Source organism: Rahnella sp. 2050 (assembly GCF_040544515.1).
Taxonomy (GTDB): Bacteria; Pseudomonadota; Gammaproteobacteria; order Enterobacterales; family Enterobacteriaceae; genus Rahnella; species Rahnella aceris.
The window spans coordinates 376,234-393,548 of sequence record NZ_JBEPKE010000001.1 but is presented as its reverse complement, the minus strand read 5'-3'; the positions used below and the strand labels follow the sequence as shown (position 1 = coordinate 393,548).

At 49.3% G+C, this 17,315-nt stretch carries 16 protein-coding genes and 5 pseudogenes; 17 read left to right on the top strand and 4 right to left on the bottom strand.

Annotated elements, in window-relative coordinates; translation table 11 throughout:
* Nucleotides 1-2: 2 nt before the first annotated feature.
* The 5 genes and pseudogenes from ABIC79_RS01685 to ABIC79_RS01670 all read left to right on the top strand — a co-directional run bounded on the left by ABIC79_RS01685 (nucleotide 3) and on the right by ABIC79_RS01670 (nucleotide 2,834).
* A complete protein-coding gene (locus ABIC79_RS01685) occupies nucleotides 3-398 on the top strand; it encodes a hypothetical protein (protein ID WP_112151910.1) in 396 nt (131 codons plus the stop codon).
* 223 nt (nucleotides 399-621) lie between these two features.
* Nucleotides 622-745: pseudogene (locus ABIC79_RS25605) on the top strand (VENN motif pre-toxin domain-containing protein); the annotation flags it as partial.
* A 50-nt stretch (nucleotides 746-795) separates the two neighbouring features.
* Nucleotides 796-1,164 carry a VENN motif pre-toxin domain-containing protein gene (locus ABIC79_RS01680; RefSeq protein ID WP_223510312.1) on the top strand — a complete coding sequence of 123 codons (369 nt, stop codon included), beginning with the start codon at nucleotides 796-798 and terminating at the stop codon, nucleotides 1,162-1,164.
* 111 nt (nucleotides 1,165-1,275) lie between these two features.
* Nucleotides 1,276-2,400 carry a hypothetical protein gene (locus ABIC79_RS01675; RefSeq protein ID WP_276524757.1) on the top strand — a complete coding sequence of 375 codons (1,125 nt, stop codon included), beginning with the start codon at nucleotides 1,276-1,278 and terminating at the stop codon, nucleotides 2,398-2,400.
* The gene (locus ABIC79_RS01670; RefSeq protein WP_013575348.1) at nucleotides 2,400-2,834 is read left to right on the top strand and encodes a hypothetical protein; all 435 of its coding nucleotides are present in this window, start codon (nucleotides 2,400-2,402) and stop codon (nucleotides 2,832-2,834) included. Before ABIC79_RS01675 ends, ABIC79_RS01670 begins: the two co-directional genes overlap by 1 nt.
* Here ABIC79_RS01670 and ABIC79_RS01665 read toward each other — a convergent pair.
* Nucleotides 2,825-3,373, bottom strand: coding sequence for an RNA 2'-phosphotransferase (locus ABIC79_RS01665; RefSeq protein ID WP_013575349.1), 549 nt, complete (start codon nucleotides 3,371-3,373; stop codon nucleotides 2,825-2,827). The genes ABIC79_RS01670 and ABIC79_RS01665 overlap by 10 nt on opposite strands.
* Before the next feature lie 247 nt (nucleotides 3,374-3,620).
* Here ABIC79_RS01665 and ABIC79_RS01660 point away from each other — a divergent pair, with 247 nt between their 5' ends.
* The 11 genes and pseudogenes from ABIC79_RS01660 (at nucleotide 3,621) to ABIC79_RS01610 (ending at nucleotide 12,013) form a co-directional block, all read left to right on the top strand.
* Nucleotides 3,621-4,379 carry a hemagglutinin repeat-containing protein gene (locus ABIC79_RS01660; RefSeq protein ID WP_240966961.1) on the top strand — a complete coding sequence of 253 codons (759 nt, stop codon included), beginning with the start codon at nucleotides 3,621-3,623 and terminating at the stop codon, nucleotides 4,377-4,379.
* Nucleotides 4,352-7,048, top strand: coding sequence for a hemagglutinin repeat-containing protein (locus ABIC79_RS01655; protein ID WP_354566490.1), 2,697 nt, complete (start codon nucleotides 4,352-4,354; stop codon nucleotides 7,046-7,048). The genes ABIC79_RS01660 and ABIC79_RS01655 overlap by 28 nt, the downstream gene beginning before the upstream one ends.
* Nucleotides 7,049-7,492: 444 nt before the next feature.
* On the top strand, nucleotides 7,493-7,900 hold the full coding sequence (locus tag ABIC79_RS01650; RefSeq protein WP_013575352.1) for a hypothetical protein: 408 nt from the start codon (nucleotides 7,493-7,495) through the stop codon (nucleotides 7,898-7,900).
* A gap of 377 nt (nucleotides 7,901-8,277) precedes the next feature.
* The gene (locus ABIC79_RS01645) at nucleotides 8,278-8,451 is read left to right on the top strand and encodes a hypothetical protein (protein WP_158307032.1); all 174 of its coding nucleotides are present in this window, start codon (nucleotides 8,278-8,280) and stop codon (nucleotides 8,449-8,451) included.
* Nucleotides 8,452-8,635: 184 nt separating this feature from the next.
* Nucleotides 8,636-9,610 carry a VENN motif pre-toxin domain-containing protein gene (locus tag ABIC79_RS01640; RefSeq protein WP_119261585.1) on the top strand — a complete coding sequence of 325 codons (975 nt, stop codon included), beginning with the start codon at nucleotides 8,636-8,638 and terminating at the stop codon, nucleotides 9,608-9,610.
* Nucleotides 9,611-9,622: 12 nt separating this feature from the next.
* Entirely contained in the window at nucleotides 9,623-9,871 is a 249-nt protein-coding gene (locus ABIC79_RS01635) for a hypothetical protein (RefSeq protein WP_013575353.1), read from the top strand.
* Between the two features lie 421 nt (nucleotides 9,872-10,292).
* Nucleotides 10,293-10,529: pseudogene (gene nrfD, locus ABIC79_RS01630) on the top strand (NrfD/PsrC family molybdoenzyme membrane anchor subunit); the annotation flags it as partial.
* Nucleotides 10,525-10,671 (top strand): annotated as a pseudogene (locus ABIC79_RS01625) (hypothetical protein); the annotation flags it as partial. The pseudogenes nrfD and ABIC79_RS01625, both read left to right, overlap by 5 nt.
* A 238-nt stretch (nucleotides 10,672-10,909) precedes the next feature.
* Entirely contained in the window at nucleotides 10,910-11,209 is a 300-nt protein-coding gene (locus tag ABIC79_RS01620; RefSeq protein WP_013575354.1) for a hypothetical protein, read from the top strand.
* A gap of 33 nt (nucleotides 11,210-11,242) precedes the next feature.
* Nucleotides 11,243-11,572, top strand: a pseudogene (locus ABIC79_RS01615) (IS3 family transposase); the annotation flags it as partial.
* Nucleotides 11,573-11,788: 216 nt separating this feature from the next.
* On the top strand, nucleotides 11,789-12,013 hold the full coding sequence (locus ABIC79_RS01610; RefSeq protein WP_173362071.1) for a hypothetical protein: 225 nt from the start codon (nucleotides 11,789-11,791) through the stop codon (nucleotides 12,011-12,013).
* A 209-nt stretch (nucleotides 12,014-12,222) separates the two neighbouring features.
* Here the strand turns inward: ABIC79_RS01610 and ABIC79_RS01605 are convergent.
* From ABIC79_RS01605 to yeaG, 3 genes and pseudogenes are all read right to left on the bottom strand, one after another.
* A pseudogene (locus ABIC79_RS01605) lies at nucleotides 12,223-12,431 on the bottom strand (integrase core domain-containing protein); the annotation flags it as partial.
* Between the two features lie 285 nt (nucleotides 12,432-12,716).
* Complete coding sequence (locus ABIC79_RS01600; RefSeq protein WP_013575357.1) at nucleotides 12,717-13,991, bottom strand: YeaH/YhbH family protein; 1,275 nt, start codon at nucleotides 13,989-13,991, stop codon at nucleotides 12,717-12,719.
* Nucleotides 13,992-14,025: 34 nt separating this feature from the next.
* Nucleotides 14,026-15,960, bottom strand: a complete 1,935-nt coding sequence (yeaG, locus tag ABIC79_RS01595; protein ID WP_013575358.1) for a protein kinase YeaG — start codon at nucleotides 15,958-15,960, stop codon at nucleotides 14,026-14,028.
* Nucleotides 15,961-16,565: 605 nt separating this feature from the next.
* Here yeaG and ABIC79_RS01590 point away from each other — a divergent pair.
* Nucleotides 16,566-17,315, top strand: coding sequence for a MipA/OmpV family protein (locus ABIC79_RS01590; RefSeq protein WP_013575359.1), 750 nt, complete (start codon nucleotides 16,566-16,568; stop codon nucleotides 17,313-17,315).

Sequence of the window (17,315 nt, the reverse complement as noted above, 5' to 3'; positions counted from 1 at the left end):
TTATGAAAGTAAAATGCCTTGCGACTAACCTAACAGCACAACAGAAGACAGTGCTCGGCTTAATGGATAATCAAGATCCTCAGTATCCATATATTGTTGGGCAAACTTATACGGTTTTGGCTATAAGTAGCAAAATTGGTGTTAATGCGGGAACATTGCTGCAATTACAAAAAATACCAATGGATTATATTATATCGGTTCCCTTATGCATTTTTGAAATCGTTGATAACCGTCCATCGCAATACTGGAAGATCCAAAAGCGTAGTGAATACGAAATATCACTTTGGCCGGAGGAGTTTTATCAGGAGTACTTCCATGACGATCTAAGTGACGGAGTCCCAGAAGTCGTTGAAATCTACAAACGCGTTGTTGAACGATTAGAAAAAGAGTTTGATTAATCAATAATCCCGGCTCACTTCTGAGCCGGGATATTTTTACGTGTCACTCAGCAGCTCGGATCACCAGTTGCCCGCGTTCTACAGCAATGGTAACCAGAGTATCAGTCCCAAATGTAAGTATCCCAGTCAGTTACCCTTCAGGTGCAGGCCGTCCGTGCGGCTATAACACGTGGCCATTTTAGTGGCGCGTTGCTCATGAAGAACTCTGGCATAACGCACCCTTACTCAACTTAACGGCGCTGTGATTGCCTCGACGGAACAGCCTCAATATCGGCACGCTGGGCTGGACAGATATCCAGAATGAAGCGGATTACAAGGCCCGCAGTGTGGGGATTTCTGCCAGCGGGAAAACGGGAAGGTTATCAGCGGAGCACTTGCCGGGCTCACCGGAGGCGATATGGGGCAGGCGCTGGCGGGCGGGCTGGCACCTTATCTGTCTCAGGAGGTAAAAAAAGTCACGGGGGACAGCGCTGTCGCTAACACTGTTGGGCATGCGCTGGCCGGGGCTGTGACAGCCTATATTCAGGGTGGCTCAGTGACGGGCGGCGCAGCAGGCGGTGCTGCGGGAGAATTAGCTGCGAAAATCATCATCAGTGCATTTTACCCCAATACCAAACCAGAAGATCTGACGGAGGATCAGAAGGCAAATGTCAGCGCATTAAGTACATTAGCTGCCGGTCTGGCGGGTGGTGTGGCCGGGAATTCGTCATTGGCAGGCGTGCAAGGGGCGATATCCGTGATAAAGAGGGCAAGACCGATCAAATAAATCAGATGATCCCGCCGCTCCCGACGATGGCGTTTAGTAGCGGTAATGCCAGTGGTACGCCCCGCTCTGCTGTAGGTAAGTGGTAGTGCAATTGACGGAATTATTGGCGGAATGACCGGTGCACAGTCCGGCGCAGCCGTCTCACTGGATGCTGAACGCTATAACCGCCAGTTACACCCGGATGAAGTAGCCCGGATCCAGCAATTGTCCGGTGGGGATAAAGATAAAGAAGCGCGTCTGAAAGCGGCGGCCTGTGCGTTGGTGAAATGTTCCGCTGAGTTTGCGGAAGGTTCTCCGGATTATGTGAAAGCGCAGGCGCTGGAGCAGTTAGGTAACAGTGATGCGTATGCCAGTGAGCGTACAGTACTGGCATCACAGAGCGGTAACCAGCTGATCTACGCAATGGGCAGCTATGCCAGCGCCAGTTTGCCGATGTTCGGGTATTCGGTTAGTGATCAAACCGGGGATGCGCTATCCCACTACGGTGTGGGGACGCGTTTAGGTGGCCTGACGCAATTTACCGCCGGGGAACTCCAGGCGGTGGGTGGGGCAGCAATATGCACGACCACCGCGGGTGTAGCTTGCCTGGCAGGCGGTTATCTGGCAGCCTCAGGGATAGATACGGCTAATGCAGGCTTTAACACCTTCCTGTCTGGTGTCAACCAGAAAACCAGCGGTGCGTATTTGCTGGAAGGGTTGGGAGTCTCTCCACAGTACTCGGAAGGGATTTACGGCCTGACGCAGGTGGGCGCGGCGGGGATTGGCGGAGTAGGAAAAGCGACGTCAGTTACTGCCGATGTGGGTGCAAAAGGCGCTGGCAGTGTCACATTCCATGCGGCGGATGATATTCGGTTCTCGCAAAATAGCTTTTCATTCAATAAAACTGACCGAGACACGGGTAAAAATTACACATACGACGATTTGGTACAAAGCATGCGGACTAATGGTTGGAAAGGTGATCCAGTTGACGTCGTTAAAATGCCTGATGGCAAGCTGACTAGCATGGATAACACTCGAATTGCCGCGGCCAGAGAGGCGGGGATCGACGTTAAAGCTAGCGTCCGTGGATTTGATGATCCATTGACGCCAGCTATTCAAGAGGCTAGAGGGTGGCAGAATTTTAATACTTGGGGTGAGGCCATTACTGGTCGTATAAACAAACAGTCAGGGGGGTTTTCTACTTCTAATCCTTACGGTTCAACAGAACCACCACGTATTTCTGGAGGTGCTAAATAATGAAGCCTTTTTTGTACGACCTTCCAATTTTACCCAATAGTTTTGAATTCCCTGTTGATTATTTAGATGTGGTTTTAGCTGATGAGTTTTTAGATATAGAGCCTTGGCGGCTTCTATCGAAAGATATGGCGACATCTCTTTTTTATTACAGCTCGATGCTTTTGAAGTTTTCGGGGGCTGCCCTGGTTCCCTTTGCAATTATTCAAGATGAGTCAGGGCTGTATAATGATGGCTGGGTTGTTCTTGCTTGTTTTGATGGGGGAGGTAAGGATGGCACTACGGGTGTCCGGATTTATGATTATTCAAAACCGAAGTTAAGTCCTTGGGATAATTTGTCTTATTCTGGTTTCTCTGAATGGTTTAGTGCTGCCAAAGAAGAGTCTTCCCGCTATAAAGCCGAGCAAGTCGAAGACAAAGACAATGGCTATTCCTGATATATGAAAAAATTGGGGACATGGTTCGTTAACCATACGCCATTCTCAGCCTGAAAAAAGTTGAATCCCTGTTGGTGCATCCGCAGGGCTTCAACTTTTAGCACCGCAGGCTTTCCATATCGCTGTCCGACAGCTACGGCTGTGGTTATGTCTTGTGATAGATGCACATGGTGACGTGAACCTGCAATCAATCCTTGCTGAAGAATAGATTCAAGAAAGCGTGTTGCAGTGCCATGGTAGAGGAATTCTGGCGGTTTTTTCTCCATATGTTGAAGGTTCACGTCTGGTGTTGAATGTCCCTGAACTGCACGAATACGCTGGCCATCTTCGGAGAGAGTAAAACGTTTCTTATCACTGCTATTTACTACTGTCTGAATTATTGCCTGATCAAGTACGCGGCCTTCTTTCGCCGCGCCGAGAATCAAAGAATTGATATCTGCCCAGCCTTCTACATCAAGTTGCAATCCGATGGTGTCAGGTTTATGACGTAAAATATAACTTAGAAATTTACTTATTTCGTTAAGCATCTTGCTGTCCATGATTGCCCTAATTATGTTTGCCATGGGTGTGATGCCTGAGATATTAGCACACCCAAAACACGTCTCTTCCACGTTTTGTAATGCACACTGAATAGACGTCCCTGCCCATAATTCTGCATAATCCCAACATCCAAATTAAATCTTCAAACTCCGTCAGACGTTGACTTTAAAAAACATCGCTGGCGCACTCAAAATCCTGCTGAACGAATGGTCTTCGAGATCTGTCGGAGACCACGCAGGCAGCGCCGTGACCGCCAAAGGCGACGCCACGCTGGCGGCAGTTAATGACATCAACCTCAACACGATGGACAAGAGCAGCCATCAGACCAGCGGCAAAAATCAGGCTGACAGCAACAACGCCACCCGCACGGTGGTGAGCAGCGGCGGCGACCTGACGCTGAGCGCCGGGCGCGACCTTAACTCGCAGGCGGCGCAACTCACCGCCGACCTCAACGCCTCACTCAGCGCCGGTCGCGACGTCAACCTGAACGCGCAGCAGACCAGCACCTACAGCGAAACCCACGGCAGTAAAAGCGTGAGTATCCGCGAGAATGTGGGGCAGGAAGGGACAGCGGTGGTCAGCGGCGTAAGCACCAGCATTGCCGCCGGGCGTGACATTACGACACAGGCCGCGCAAGTACAGGCCACCGGCGACCTGGCCCTGAACGCCGGGCGGGATGTGAATATCACCACCGCACAGGAAAGCCAGTACAGCTACGACGAAAAAACCAAAACCAAAAAACACCTGTTCTCCGGCACGACCACGCATACCGTTGCAGAGGACTATGCCACCACAGAGAAAGCCTCACAGCTGAGTGGCAATAAAGTCTCCGTTGTCGCCGGGCAGGACCTGACGGTGAAAGGTTCGTCCGTGGTCGGTGACGGGGATGTGACGCTGAAAGCGGGGAAAGACCTCAGCATTACCGCCGCCACAGAGGAACAGTCCAGCTACCGGCTGAGTGAGAAAAAACCAGCGGCATGTTCAGCGGAGGCGGTCTGGGCGTGACGTTCGGCAGCAAATCCTCGCGTCAGCAAATCAATCAGGACGGCACCACCCAGAGCCAGAGCAGCAGTGCCGTCGGCAGCACCGGCGGCAACGTGAATCTGATTGCCGGTGAACAGGCGCATATCGGTGGCTCGGATGTGAACGCTAAAAATGACGTCAACATCGTCGGCGGCTCGGTCACGGTTGACCCCGGCAATGACATGCTGACCCGCAAACAAATCTACGAGCAGAAACAAAGCGGCCTGACGGTCTCGCTGTCGAGCCCGGTGACGGATGCGCTGTTGTCGCTCACCAGCATTGCCAAACAGGCCTCACAGACCGGCGACGGCCGAATGAAAGCACTGTATGGCGTGCAGGCGGTGGAGCAGGGCTGGATGTCCTCGATGGACGGGACCGCAACGCAGGCGTCTCAGTTGATGAATGGCAAAGTGGATGGCAACCTGGTCCAGTTGCAGGTCAATATCGGTGCGAGTAAAAGTAAATCCACTTCCGAACTGGAACAAAATCAGGTCACTGGCAGCACGATTACCGGTGGACGTAATGTTGCCATCGTTTCGACAGGTGCCAATGGGCAAAGCGGTGATATCACTATCACCGGCAGCGGTGTGACGGGAAATAAAGTCACGCTTGCTGCGCAGAACGATCTGCTATTGCAGGCCGCGACGAATAACAGCAAACAGACGAGTAAAGACAGTTCAAACGGCTGGAGTGTCGGCGCGCATATCTCACTGGGTAAGGAAACCGGCATTGGGGTACAGGGTAATGGGTATGCTGCGAAAGGTTCCTCGGACGGTGAAACGACGGAATACGTCAATACCCGCGTAAATGCCAAAGATAACCTGATTTTAAGCAGCGGGCGTGACACCGTACTCTCCGGAGCGCAGGCGCTGGGCGATAAAATCACGGCAAATATCGGGCGTGATTTGACGCTCACCAGTCAGCAGGATACCGACGACTACCAGAGTAAACAGCAGAGCATCAGCGGTGGATTCAGCTTCACCTTTGGGTCGATGACCGGCTCTGCTTCCCTGAGTATGAGCAAGTCTAAAACCCAAAGTGAATACGCCAGCGTGGGCGACCAGAGCGGGCTGTTTGCGGGCAATCAGGGTTATGACATCTACGTCGGTGACCATACACAACTGAACGGTGCCGTGATTGCCTCGACCGCTGATGCGGCCAATAACAGTCTGAATACAGGGACGCTGGGCTGGGACGATATCCAGAACAAGGCAAACTACAGTGCCAGCAGCGTTGGGGTCAGCGCCGGTTTCTCATCCAGTAAAGACCAGGGGGACGTGCGGCACAATGCAGGGGGTGTGCTGCCGGTGATGACCAATGCCAGCGGCAGCGCATCGGGCACCACCCGTTCAGCGGTTGCTGATGGCAGCATTACGGTGCGTGATACCGGCCAGCAAACGCAGGATGTGAGTACGCTGAGCCGTGATACGGAGAACGCCAACGGGCATATCGATAAAATTTTCGACAAGCAGAAAATAGAAGAAAATCAGGCCGTGGCGCAGGCTATCAGCCAGGTGGGCGTCCAGACGATGCAGAACGTGGTCATGCAGGCGCAGGTGAATGCACGAAGTGACGCGCTCGCAAGATTGTCAGGCACGGCGGAGTACAATAAAGCTTCACCTGCAGACCAGCAGAAAATGCTGGAGAACTCGCCGGAATACATTGCAGCAGAACAAAAGTATGGTATCGGCAGCCCGTTCTGGACGGCGGGCACGGCGATATCAGGCGCGCTGGCAGGCTTAACCGGTGGCGACATGAGCCAGGCGCTGGCGGGCGGGCTGGCCCCTTATCTGTCCCTGGCCGTGAAGGCGGCGACCACAGACGCCAAAGGCAACGTTAACGAAGTCGAAAATATCACCGGGCATGCGCTTGCCGGCGCAGTGGTCGCCTATCTGCAGGGCGGTTCTGTGTCGGGCGGTGCAGCCGGGGCCGCGACCGGTGAACTGGCTGCGCAGTTGATTGCGAAAGAGCTGTATCCGGGAGTAAAACCGGAAAACCTGACGAATGATCAAAAAGCGAATGTCAGCGCACTGAGCACGCTGGCGGCCGGTCTGGCGGGTGGCGTGGCCGGTAATTCGTCTGTGGCTGCGGGGACGGGTGCGGTTGCCGGGAAAACGGCAGTTGAGAATAATGCGGAGAGTGACCTTAGCAAATTCGAAAAGGATGCAGAAGAGTTAAGGAAAAAGGAGAATGAGATATTTGGTGGGCTTCCTGACACTGAAAATCCTGAGCTGACACATAACGTAGTAAGTCCAGGATTAGGAGTAGGTGTTGGGATTGGTGCAACAGGAACAGGCAAAAACGGGGGTGGAGTGAATGGCGGAGGAACTTCAACACCTAAAGTACCGACTAACTTGCAACCTTTCACAAACCCGGCACAAGGTCCTGTAATCCCCTCGGACTGGGTGAGCAAACCAGGTAGAGTAACCGGAAGCATAATTTATTATCCTCCTGGTACTGACCCGAGTAACCCTGGCAGCTCGTATATTAGAGTTATGCCGCCTGGCTCAACTCCGGTACCTGGGTTAGAAAATGGTTATTGGATATCGGTCAAAAATGGTCAGCCGACGAATCCTGCCACAGGCGGTACCGGCACTCGTGGGGAAACGCACATTCCATTACCAACAGAGACGATGCCACCAAAAAGATGAGGTAGCAATGATTAGTAAAGATGAACTTCATGAGTTTGAGCACTCTATATTTACCGGAATAACAGTTGGAATTGGGTCTATGATTTTATTATTTTCGTCTAGTACCCGAGTATTGATCCAATGCCCATTCCTATGCGGTCGAAATGAACGGCCACATTTAGGTCATGGAGAAAATATAGAAACAAGTAATTTACTTTTTCCTCTTCTTAATCATGAGGTTAAAAATTGCTCACTCCTGGGTAATAAAAGATTGAATTTATGCTTTGACGATGGAAGTTATATATGCATAACTCCAGAAAATAACGGGTTAGAATCTTATGTAATTACGACTAGCCAAGGTGATTATCCGATAATTACTTACTGATTAATAACCTAAGCCAAGTCGTCGGAAGAGCCTGTGCATGCCTTCACTGTTGAATGAAGGTTCTGAAAGTGAGGTGTGAAATGACTAGTGAACGAGAGGCTTTAGAAAAAATTCTGGGCGGAAAAATTGAGCAATCGGACTCTCGAAGTGTACCTGGTGTTACGGTTGTTGATGGGCAGCAAGTTGTTTATTTTTCGGATGATGGGAAAAACAAATTCCGAAAACAATTTAATAACGTAACGTGCTTTTCTGAACCTCCGAATGCCGTTCGAGGTGGGGTAAATGATCGAGGGTGCAAAGTCACCCCGCCCTCGGGTCCTCTTTTTCACGCGATTTCCTATCATGGTGATCTTAACGGTTGGAAAAAAGATATTGAGATAGGGGCAAATGGCCTTGCTCTATTACTCGCTCAAATCGAAGGTGAACAATTTGTTATTTCTGATGGGCGCTCGTTCCCTCTATCAGATTGTAAAATAGAGTTTTCTTGATGGTTAGGCGCCTCAATCGCTTTTTTGCCATGTCTCCTGACCAAGGTTTTTAGGGCTAATCAGCCTGATGTGAAGGGAAATGGTTTCGGAGGTGCCAAAAAATCAACCAATTGCCTATTTTCTGACTCGGAATCCGGATTTTAGGCGCACAGTTCCTGAGTTTGTCCCCGCAACCATTCTTTTGCATCACTGATGCAGCCTGTCTGACGGCAATTTTGTTACCCACGTATCCCCGCTAGGGCGCCGAAAAACGTAGTCGTTCACCACAAAGAATGGCAGATATGGATTAATGAATAGTATACAACTTAATGAATATTAAAGAAAAATACCCTTATTTATCATATTTATTAAGGTTCTACCTTAACTAAGATTTTGAGGTGCTGTTTGGTAATGCGAATGAAAGATTGGCAGCATATAAGGCTACTGAGACTGCGGAAGAGCGGCAGCAGATGAAAGCAGAGATAGATTATTTGCTGGCACTTTCTCTATCAGAAGATGAATTACAGGACATACTGCTTAACAAAATTGATTGTAACTATTATTACCCATAACGAATGGCGTTCTTCGGAAAAATGGCTGAAACACATATATAAACAAATGAACTGAAAAGATCCCGGCCAAGTTGCCGGGATCTTTTTATCAATTACTCAGCAGGCCTGATCACCAGTTGCCCCGTTCTACGCTAATGGTAACCGGCGTATCAGCGGAGCGCTTGCCGGGCTCACCGGTGGCGATATGGGACAGGCTCTGGCGGGCGGGCTGGCACCTTATCTGTCTCAGGAGGTAAAAAAAGTCACGGGGGACAGCGCTGTCGCTAACACCGTTGGGCATGCATTGGCCGGGGCTGTGACAGCCTATATTCAGGGTGGCTCAGTGACGGGCGGCGCAGCAGGCGGTGCTGCGGGAGAATTAGCTGCGAAAATCATCATCAGTGCATTTTACCCCAATACCAAACCAGAAGACCTGACGGAGGAGCAGAAGGCAAATGTCAGCGCATTAAGTACATTAGCTGCCGGTCTGGCGGGTGGTGTGGCCGGGAATTCGTCATTGGCAAGCGTGCAAGGGGCGATTGCTGGGAAGACGGCAGTGGAGAATAATGCACTTAGTAGTCTTGGGGACGTTTTTGGTAGCCAAGGTAGTAAGTATTTTGAAGGTGCAGCCTCTTTAGAAAAAGAGCTTTTGCAAGATCCCAATCTGACGGATCAAGAAAAACAGAAAATCCGTGACCAATATATAAAAGGTGATCTACCTGAGGATGTTATCAAGGCTATCTTGGAAAATAATCCAGGATCAGACACTGTGATGTCATTATTGAATGCAAAAAATCCAGAAGATTATGCGTTAGCATTATTAAGTACATTACCAGCTGAGCGAGCATTAGCCTTAATTGGGAAATTTGCAAAAGCTGCTCCAAAAACTGGTGTCTTTAATATAGCTGAACGAGTTTACGATCAACTAAATGACCCAAGGTTGGGGAGTTTGTCTGGGAAATTTAACGCTGCAGACCTGCAAAAGCTTGTTAACAACCCCGATGCGGTACGTGTTTATGATGCAAGAAGCGGTCATATCAATGTAATACAAACCGTTGATGGAAAGCTTTTGCGCATTACTGTACCAAATAATGAAATGAAGATAATATCTGTCGGTCCTATCAGGCCAAACCAAGTGAAAAATCTTATCGAGAAAGGTTCTTTTGTTCCTTTACCTTGAGGCGCAATGAGTATGGCAAAAATACATATTGAAGAAATACAAAAATATCTTGCGGCACGAGGTGAAAAAGATGCATTACCTCATGTGAACAACGGAGAGGGTTATTTCCTTGAAATCCGATTTGATGATCAAACGCTGAAGGCTTCACACTGTGTAGATGAGGAGCTCAAAAACAAAGTTATTACGGCTGATTGTCCTTACGGAGCGGTGACAATTATTTTTGGTGAAGACGGGCAACTTGTATCTTTAGATTTAAGTTGATTACTCAATCCCGGCCATCGATCCGGGATTTTACTTTATATCCTCAGCGGTTCAGCTCTGGCAGGATAACCAGTCGTTCGCGCACAGCAACAACAATCACTGTGACCACGCTGAATCAGCCGCCGAGTCGCCGAACTTGATGTCCGCCTCTCACGAATCGCATCCCAGACTGCTCAAGGGAAAGTAGAGATCATTCACGATGCTCTCATTGACGGGTGGACTGCTGGGCCTAATCATCGGAGCCGCGCTGGGACTGACTGGCGCTGGTGTTCGGCCTCGGCATGGACATACGTCATGCAACGCCTGTGGCGCTGCTCGCCGTGGGCGTTGCAGCGACCCTGGGTGCTTTGCGGGGATTGCGCAAGGGAGTTGTTCGGTATAGAGCAGCAATGATGCTGGCTGCTGCTGGCGCCGTGACGGCTCCGCTACTCAATGGCTGGCGTTGGCAAGTGCATTCTCAGCGGTGGGGTTACTGGTATACACTGGTCGCGAAGTCTCTGTGGTACAAGCCCGTCCAATTTGGTTTAGCTACGCTTTCCCGTTGGTGATGTTTCTCAGTGCCTTTTCGGCCTTTTTCGCACTACTAATCGTGTCGAACCGCGAGGACAGGTCGTTAGAGCGAAAACTGGCTTTGGGGCAACTCTGTGCGCTGCCCGCTCAATCGTGCAGAAGATTACTATCTGCGTGTTGCCGCCAACATCGCGTTTATGGGTAAAGCGCCGGTTGCGCAGGCAACGGTAGACGATGTGACGCTCACCGGAGTGAACCAAATGCTCCCCTTCATCCAGCAAACGCTAAAACGGGTGATAACCCAGTCCTAGAGCCGCCTGTGCAAACAGCTCACCGCCATACTGACGCTTCTGCACTTTGGTTGAATACTTACAATTGTGCCAGCAGGAACCAAAATGCAAGTTGGGAAAGTTGCACCTCAGCCGCAGTTTGGAGCATCAAGTTCTGGTGGGGTTCAGTATGAGCTTTTAGATCGTATACCAGCGGCATTATTAGGTAAGCCAATACCTTTAAAATGAGATTATTGAAATGACTGACCAAATTGTGAACGAGTTAAGTGTAAAAGATGGAAATAAAGTAGTGCTATATGATCGGCTCGATATGGAAAGCATCTATGGCAGAGAGCAATGCGCCAGAAATGTTTACTTGATTGATGCGAGTGCTCAAGTAATTTGGCAGGTTTATAGTGAGTATGATTCTGAGGGGAATCCTTTCACAAATATCAGTGTAGATGATCTAGGTAATATTACGGCCTATCGTTGGGATGGCGGACTATATTTTATAAACGGAAATACTGGTTTTGCAAAACCTCAAAAACTAATTAAGTAGTTATGTTTCAAATTATTTTCAGTCTCTGGGGGTTTGCTGTATCATTCGGACCAATGTAGGCACTATACTGGTAGTAATTTCAAGCAGTTACTGTGGAGATATCAGATAAAGCAAAGCCTGGGTCGCCGGGGGAATTGCTGGGAGCATCAACAGCCTGATGGAACGTTTTTTTAGAAGTCTGAAAACAGAATGGATGCCGGATAATGGATACGCTAATTTTAGCGAAGCCAGCACAGCGATAACGAATTACATAACGGGATATCACAGCCAACTCAAAACTCATCAATATAATGGTGGTTAGTCGCCCAACGAATCAGAACGATTGTTCTGGAAAACTCTAAAGCCGTGGCCAATTTTTGTTGACCACTACACAGCCAGAACGGAAGGCCCTACTCGGGGGGCTTCTTTTGTTACAGAGTTTGATCCTAAAACGGGCAGTACGAGGCAGTGGATGGAAAGCTATGATCATTCAGGGGAGGTAATCCGTGTCCACCCGAAAAGTATTAATGGCCAATCGGTTGATGCTCAGCACTACCCTCCGACCGGAGCAGAATTAAAGAATTGGGGGCAGCAATGAGCATGGAAGACGTAGTGGCTGATAGGCTTGAAAGAATAGTTGCGGATGGGTTTGATATTTTTAAAATATCAAAAGAGGCACTTGATATTTATCAAGATCCAAGTTTTTCACTCACGAAAAAGTTAGATTTTGCGTTGCTGTCACTAATTGCAATGGTCGAAGGGCCAGAGTTTGAGATGACAGAAAAAGAGTTTCATGAATTTTTATCTGATATTCGACAGATGTAGTCTCTTCAAAATACCTACATTGGTCAGGCACTATCGACACCGGCCTTGCGCCGGTGTTTTTGCACCCATTCTGTAACCTTCTTGCACTCAAGCTATATCATTTTTGTAGTCCTTTTTTCTCCTCCCTTGTAAGCACACCTGTTTTACTTCCACGCACTTTTTGAGATTTCCGGTTTCTGATCCCTTCCCAATATCTGTGCCAGGATAAATCAGAGATCCGGGCCTGTTTGCAGGCTTCGGATAAATTCTGCCGGAGTCTGGTTATTTAACGAGGAATGTGGCCCATCATGGTTATGTTCCTTCCGCCAGCGATCGAGCTTTTCTTGCGCATTCTCGATCGACAGGAACGAGTGGATATTCAGGCATTCCTCAGACTGCCATTGAACGATTCGAACAATGGGTTATCTGCAGGCATGCCGGAGAGAAGTCCTTAGTAACTTTATTTTCGCATGCTCATCACTTTTGAAATGATTTGCCAATAAATACGTTCATAAATGGTGATATTTACTTTTTTAATCAATAAATTATTTTACTCACTGTGCTGTTGCGTCATATGAAACGGTATAGTTTGGACGTATGGAAAGAAAATCTTCACCAAAACGAAGAGTAATTTATTGATCTCATTGAAAGGGAATATGCACTCAAAAGTGAAGGGAAACAGCCAGTAAAAGTAACTTAACCGGCTGTTTTTAAAGACTAAACATTAATGATCCTGAACCTGCTTATGAAACAGCTCCCTGAATACCGGATAAATATCTTCCTGTTCACGGATATGCTGCATGGCGAAATTATCGAATTTCTCCTGTAGCACTTCGTATTCACGCCACAGCGTCTGGTGGGCGCGGCGGGTAATTTCGATATAGCTGTAATAACGCACCATCGGCAGGATCTTCTGTGCCAGAAGCTGATGGCAGAGCGGGGAGTCGTCAGCCCAGTTATCGCCATCGGAGGCCTGCGCGGCGTAAATATTCCACTGCGCCGGGTCGTAGCGTTCCTGAATGACTTCATCCATCAGTTTCAGTGCACTCGAAACGATGGTCCCGCCGGTTTCCTGCGAGTAGAAGAACTCCTGTTCATCCACTTCTTTAGCCTGTGTATGGTGACGGATATAGACCACGTCGACGTTCTTATACGTCCGGCTCAGGAACAGATAGAGCAGGATATAGAAACGTTTGGCCATGTCTTTGGTTGCCTGATCCATCGAACCCGAGACATCCATCAGACAGAACATCACCGCCTGGCTCGAAGGCTCGGGGCGACGTTCATAGTTACGGTAGCGCAAATCAAAGGTATCGATGAACGGCGTTTTGGCGATTTTTGCCCGCAGCTCAGCAATCTCTTTACGCAGCCGTTCTTCTTCCAGTAATTGTGCTGGTTCGCTGTGCTCGACCTCGGTCAGCGTCGATTCCAGCTCACGCAGCTCGCGTTTTTTACCCGCTGTCATCGCCGTGCGGCGGGCCAGCGAGTTTTGCAAAGAGCGCACCACACTGATATTGGCCGGTACGCCATTAGACGTGTAACCGGAGCGGTGGGTTTTAAATTCATTCAGCTGTTTATGCTGGTTTTTTCTCAGGTTTGGCAGCGCCAGATCTTCAAACAGCAGATCGAGATATTCGTCCTTTGAAATCTGGAATGAAAACTCATCTTCGCCTTCACCATCCTTGCTGGCATCGCCCTGACCACTGCCACCGCCACCGCCCCCCTGCGGTCGTTCGATGCGGTCATTCTGCACAAAGTGATCGTTGCCGGGATGAACACGGTGGCGCAAGCCACCGCGACCCTGATGAAACATGGGCTCGTTGATATCGGAATTGGGGATCGAAACGGATTCCCCGCTATCCACGTCGGTAACCGAACGCTTGTTGATGGCCTCGGCAATCGACTGTTTGATTTGCGACTTATAGCGGCGCAAAAAGCGCTGGCGGTTCACCGCGCTTTTATTCTTGCCATTCAGCCGACGGTCAATAAAATACGTCATATTTCCCCCAAACGACGTTGCCAACGATCTTCTGTTACGAGGATTTTCTTACGCGCAGGTACCATTCACACAGCAGGCGTACCTGTTTGCGTGTGTATCCTTTCTCCATCATTCTGTCGACAAAATCATCATGTTTTTTCTGTTCATCTGTCGACGTCTTGGCGTTAAACGAGATAACTGGCAGTAATTCCTCGGTATTTGAGAACATTTTTTTCTCAATGACCGTGCGCAGTTTTTCGTAACTGGTCCAGTTTGGATTGCGGCCGCTGTTATTGGCGCGGGCACGCAGCACGAAGTTGACGATTTCGTTACGAAAATCTTTTGGATTGCTGATCCCGGCCGGTTTTTCGATTTTTTCCAGCTCGGCATTCAGCGATTCACGGTCAAACAGTTGACCGGTATCCGGATCGCGGTATTCCTGATCCTGGATCCAGAAGTCAGCGTAGGTAACATAACGGTCGAAAATGTTTTGTCCGTATTCTGAATAGGATTCCAGATAAGCAGTCTGGATCTCTTTGCCGATAAACTCAGCGTATTTCGGGATCAGATAGCCTTTCAGGTGCTCCAGATATTTTTCAGCGATGTCCTGCGGGAACTGTTCGCGCTCGATTTGCTGTTCCAGCACGTAGAACAAATGCACCGGGTTGGCAGCCACTTCCACATGGTCAAAGTTGAAAACACGGGAGAGAATTTTAAACGCAAAGCGCGTCGACAGCCCGTTCATGCCTTCATCCACACCCGCATAATCGCGGTATTCCTGATAGGACTTGGCTTTCGGGTCGGTATCTTTCAGGCTTTCACCGTCATACACCCGCATTTTGGAATAACTGCTGGAGTTTTCAGGCGTTTTCAGGCGCGAGAGAATCGAGAAGCGCGCGAGCGTTTCCAGAGTTCCCGGTGCACAAGGAGCATGCGAGAGTTCACTGTTGCTGAGCAGCTTGTCGTAGATTTTCATCTCTTCAGACACGCGCAGGCAATAAGGCACTTTCACGATGTACACACGGTCAAGGAACGCTTCATTATTCTTGTTGTTACGGAACGTCACCCATTCAGATTCGTTGGAGTGCGCCAGAATAATGCCGTTGAACGGCAGGGCGGAGATCCCTTCGGTACCGTTATAGTTACCTTCCTGTGTCGCCGTCAGTAACGGGTGCAGCACCTTAATCGGTGCCTTAAACATCTCAACGAATTCCATCACACCCTGGTTTGCGCGGCATAAAGCACCGGAATAACCGTAAGCATCCGGATCATTTTGCGCGTGGTTTTCCAGTTTACGGATATCCACTTTCCCGACCAGTGCGGAGATGTCCTGGTTGTTTTCGTCGCCCGGTTCCGTTTTGGCGATGGCGATTTGTTCGAGAATCGACGGCCAGACTTTCACGACTTTAAACTTCGTGATGTCCCCCCCGAATTCATGCAGACGTTTTGCCGCCCATGGCGACATGATGGTGCCGAGATAGCGCGGAGGAATGTTGTATTCTTTTTCCAGAATATGCGCATCTTCCTGCGGATTGAACAGGCACAGCGGATGGTCGTTTACCGGGCTGCGTTCGCCGTTGGCGCTCAGCACGTAAATCGGTACACGTTGCATCAGGGATTTCAGCCGTTCGGCCAGTGACGATTTACCGCCACCCACCGGGCCCAGTAAATAAAGGATTTGTTTCTTTTCTTCCAGACCCTGCGCGGCGTGTTTCAGGTAGGAGACAATCTGTTCGATAGCCTCTTCCATGCCGTAAAATTCTTCAAATGCAGGGTAACGTGCAACAACACGGTTCGAGAATAAACGCGACAGGCGTGGTTCAAGCGCGGTATCTACCATCGCTGGTTCACCGATTGCCATCAACAGACGTTCCGCCGCATTGACATAAGCACTGCGATCTTGCCGTGCAATGGTAAGAAATTCCTGCAGTGTGAACTCTTCGTCCTTGGCAGCCTCATAGCGCTGGCGATAATGGTCAAATATGTTCATACGATGCCCGTCCTTCGTTATTTTACCCTTCGTCTTTGGAACCGCACCTTCGTTGGCTTCGCTTGTTCACCCGGGTCACTTAACTGTGTAAGCTCATCGGGAATCATTCACTTGCCGCCTTGCTGCAATTCCAATGATTCGGGTAACGCACAGGTTAATGAGAGCTTTTTTCAGCGCTCCCGGAAGAAAGATCTCCCACCTGAAATACAGCAACCCTTATGCCAACTTGCAAAACCCCTTGGAAAGCGACAATCTCGATGGTTTGAGAACTGTCTTTATTCGGTGGGACGGGCAACCGTTCAGGCTAAGTCTTTCATCTATTTATAAGCGTAGTTTGGCATTAAGAAAATTTCCTCTCTGGTTTTGGCGTTTTTTAAGTCATATCAATGACTCAGTTGTGCGGAATGCTCTGAAAAGCCTTACAGGACGTGCCCTGCAGAGCGGAAGTTGTTTCTTTAGTCATTTTTATTTCATATTTTGCAGTTAAATTGTGCGATCGCCCCGGTTTTTCTGGATATGTCTTTTTATAGACCCAGAATTGCTAAGCGTGACGTTTAAGGTTCATTTACACTAGCGACGTTTTTTTACTTAATGGAATTAAGACAATGAAAATGATCAATCTAAAAACACTGTCCATCGTTAGCGCGGCAGTGCTTTGCAGTCATGCTGCCGTGGCGGGAACCTGGCAGGCGGGTGCATCTGCGCTGGTCGCTCCGGATCCGTACCGTGGTAATAATGACCACGTATACCCGGTACCGATCATCAATTACGACAATGATGATTTCTATTTTCACACCCTGATGGCGGGCTATTACCTGTGGAATGATGACGCCAACAAACTGAGCGTCACCGCCAGCTATTTCCCGTTGAGCTTTGACCCAAGCGACAGCGACGATAAGCGCATGAAGCGCCTCGATAAACGTCACTCAACGCTGATGGCCGGTCTGGCTTATTCGCATAATGCCGAGTGGGGTACCCTCCGCGCCAGCTTCAATGCGGATACGCTGGATACCAGCAATGGCATGACTGCTGATCTGGCTTATCTGTATGCCATTAAAGGCTCTAACTGGGCTGTGGTACCGGGCTTTGGTGTGACCTGGTTTAGCTCGAATCTCACCCAGTATTATTATGGCGTGACCAAAGACGAATCCCGTCGCAGTGGCTTCCATAGCTATTCCCCGAACGACAGCTTCAGCCCGTATGTTGAAGTCTCCGCAAAATATAACTTCACGCCAGCATGGCAAGGGTTCGTGACCGGTCGCTACCTGCGTCTGTCCAGTGAAGTGACCGACAGCCCGATCATCGAAAATAACTGGACTGGCGTGTTGTGGACGGGTGTGACTTACACCTTCTGA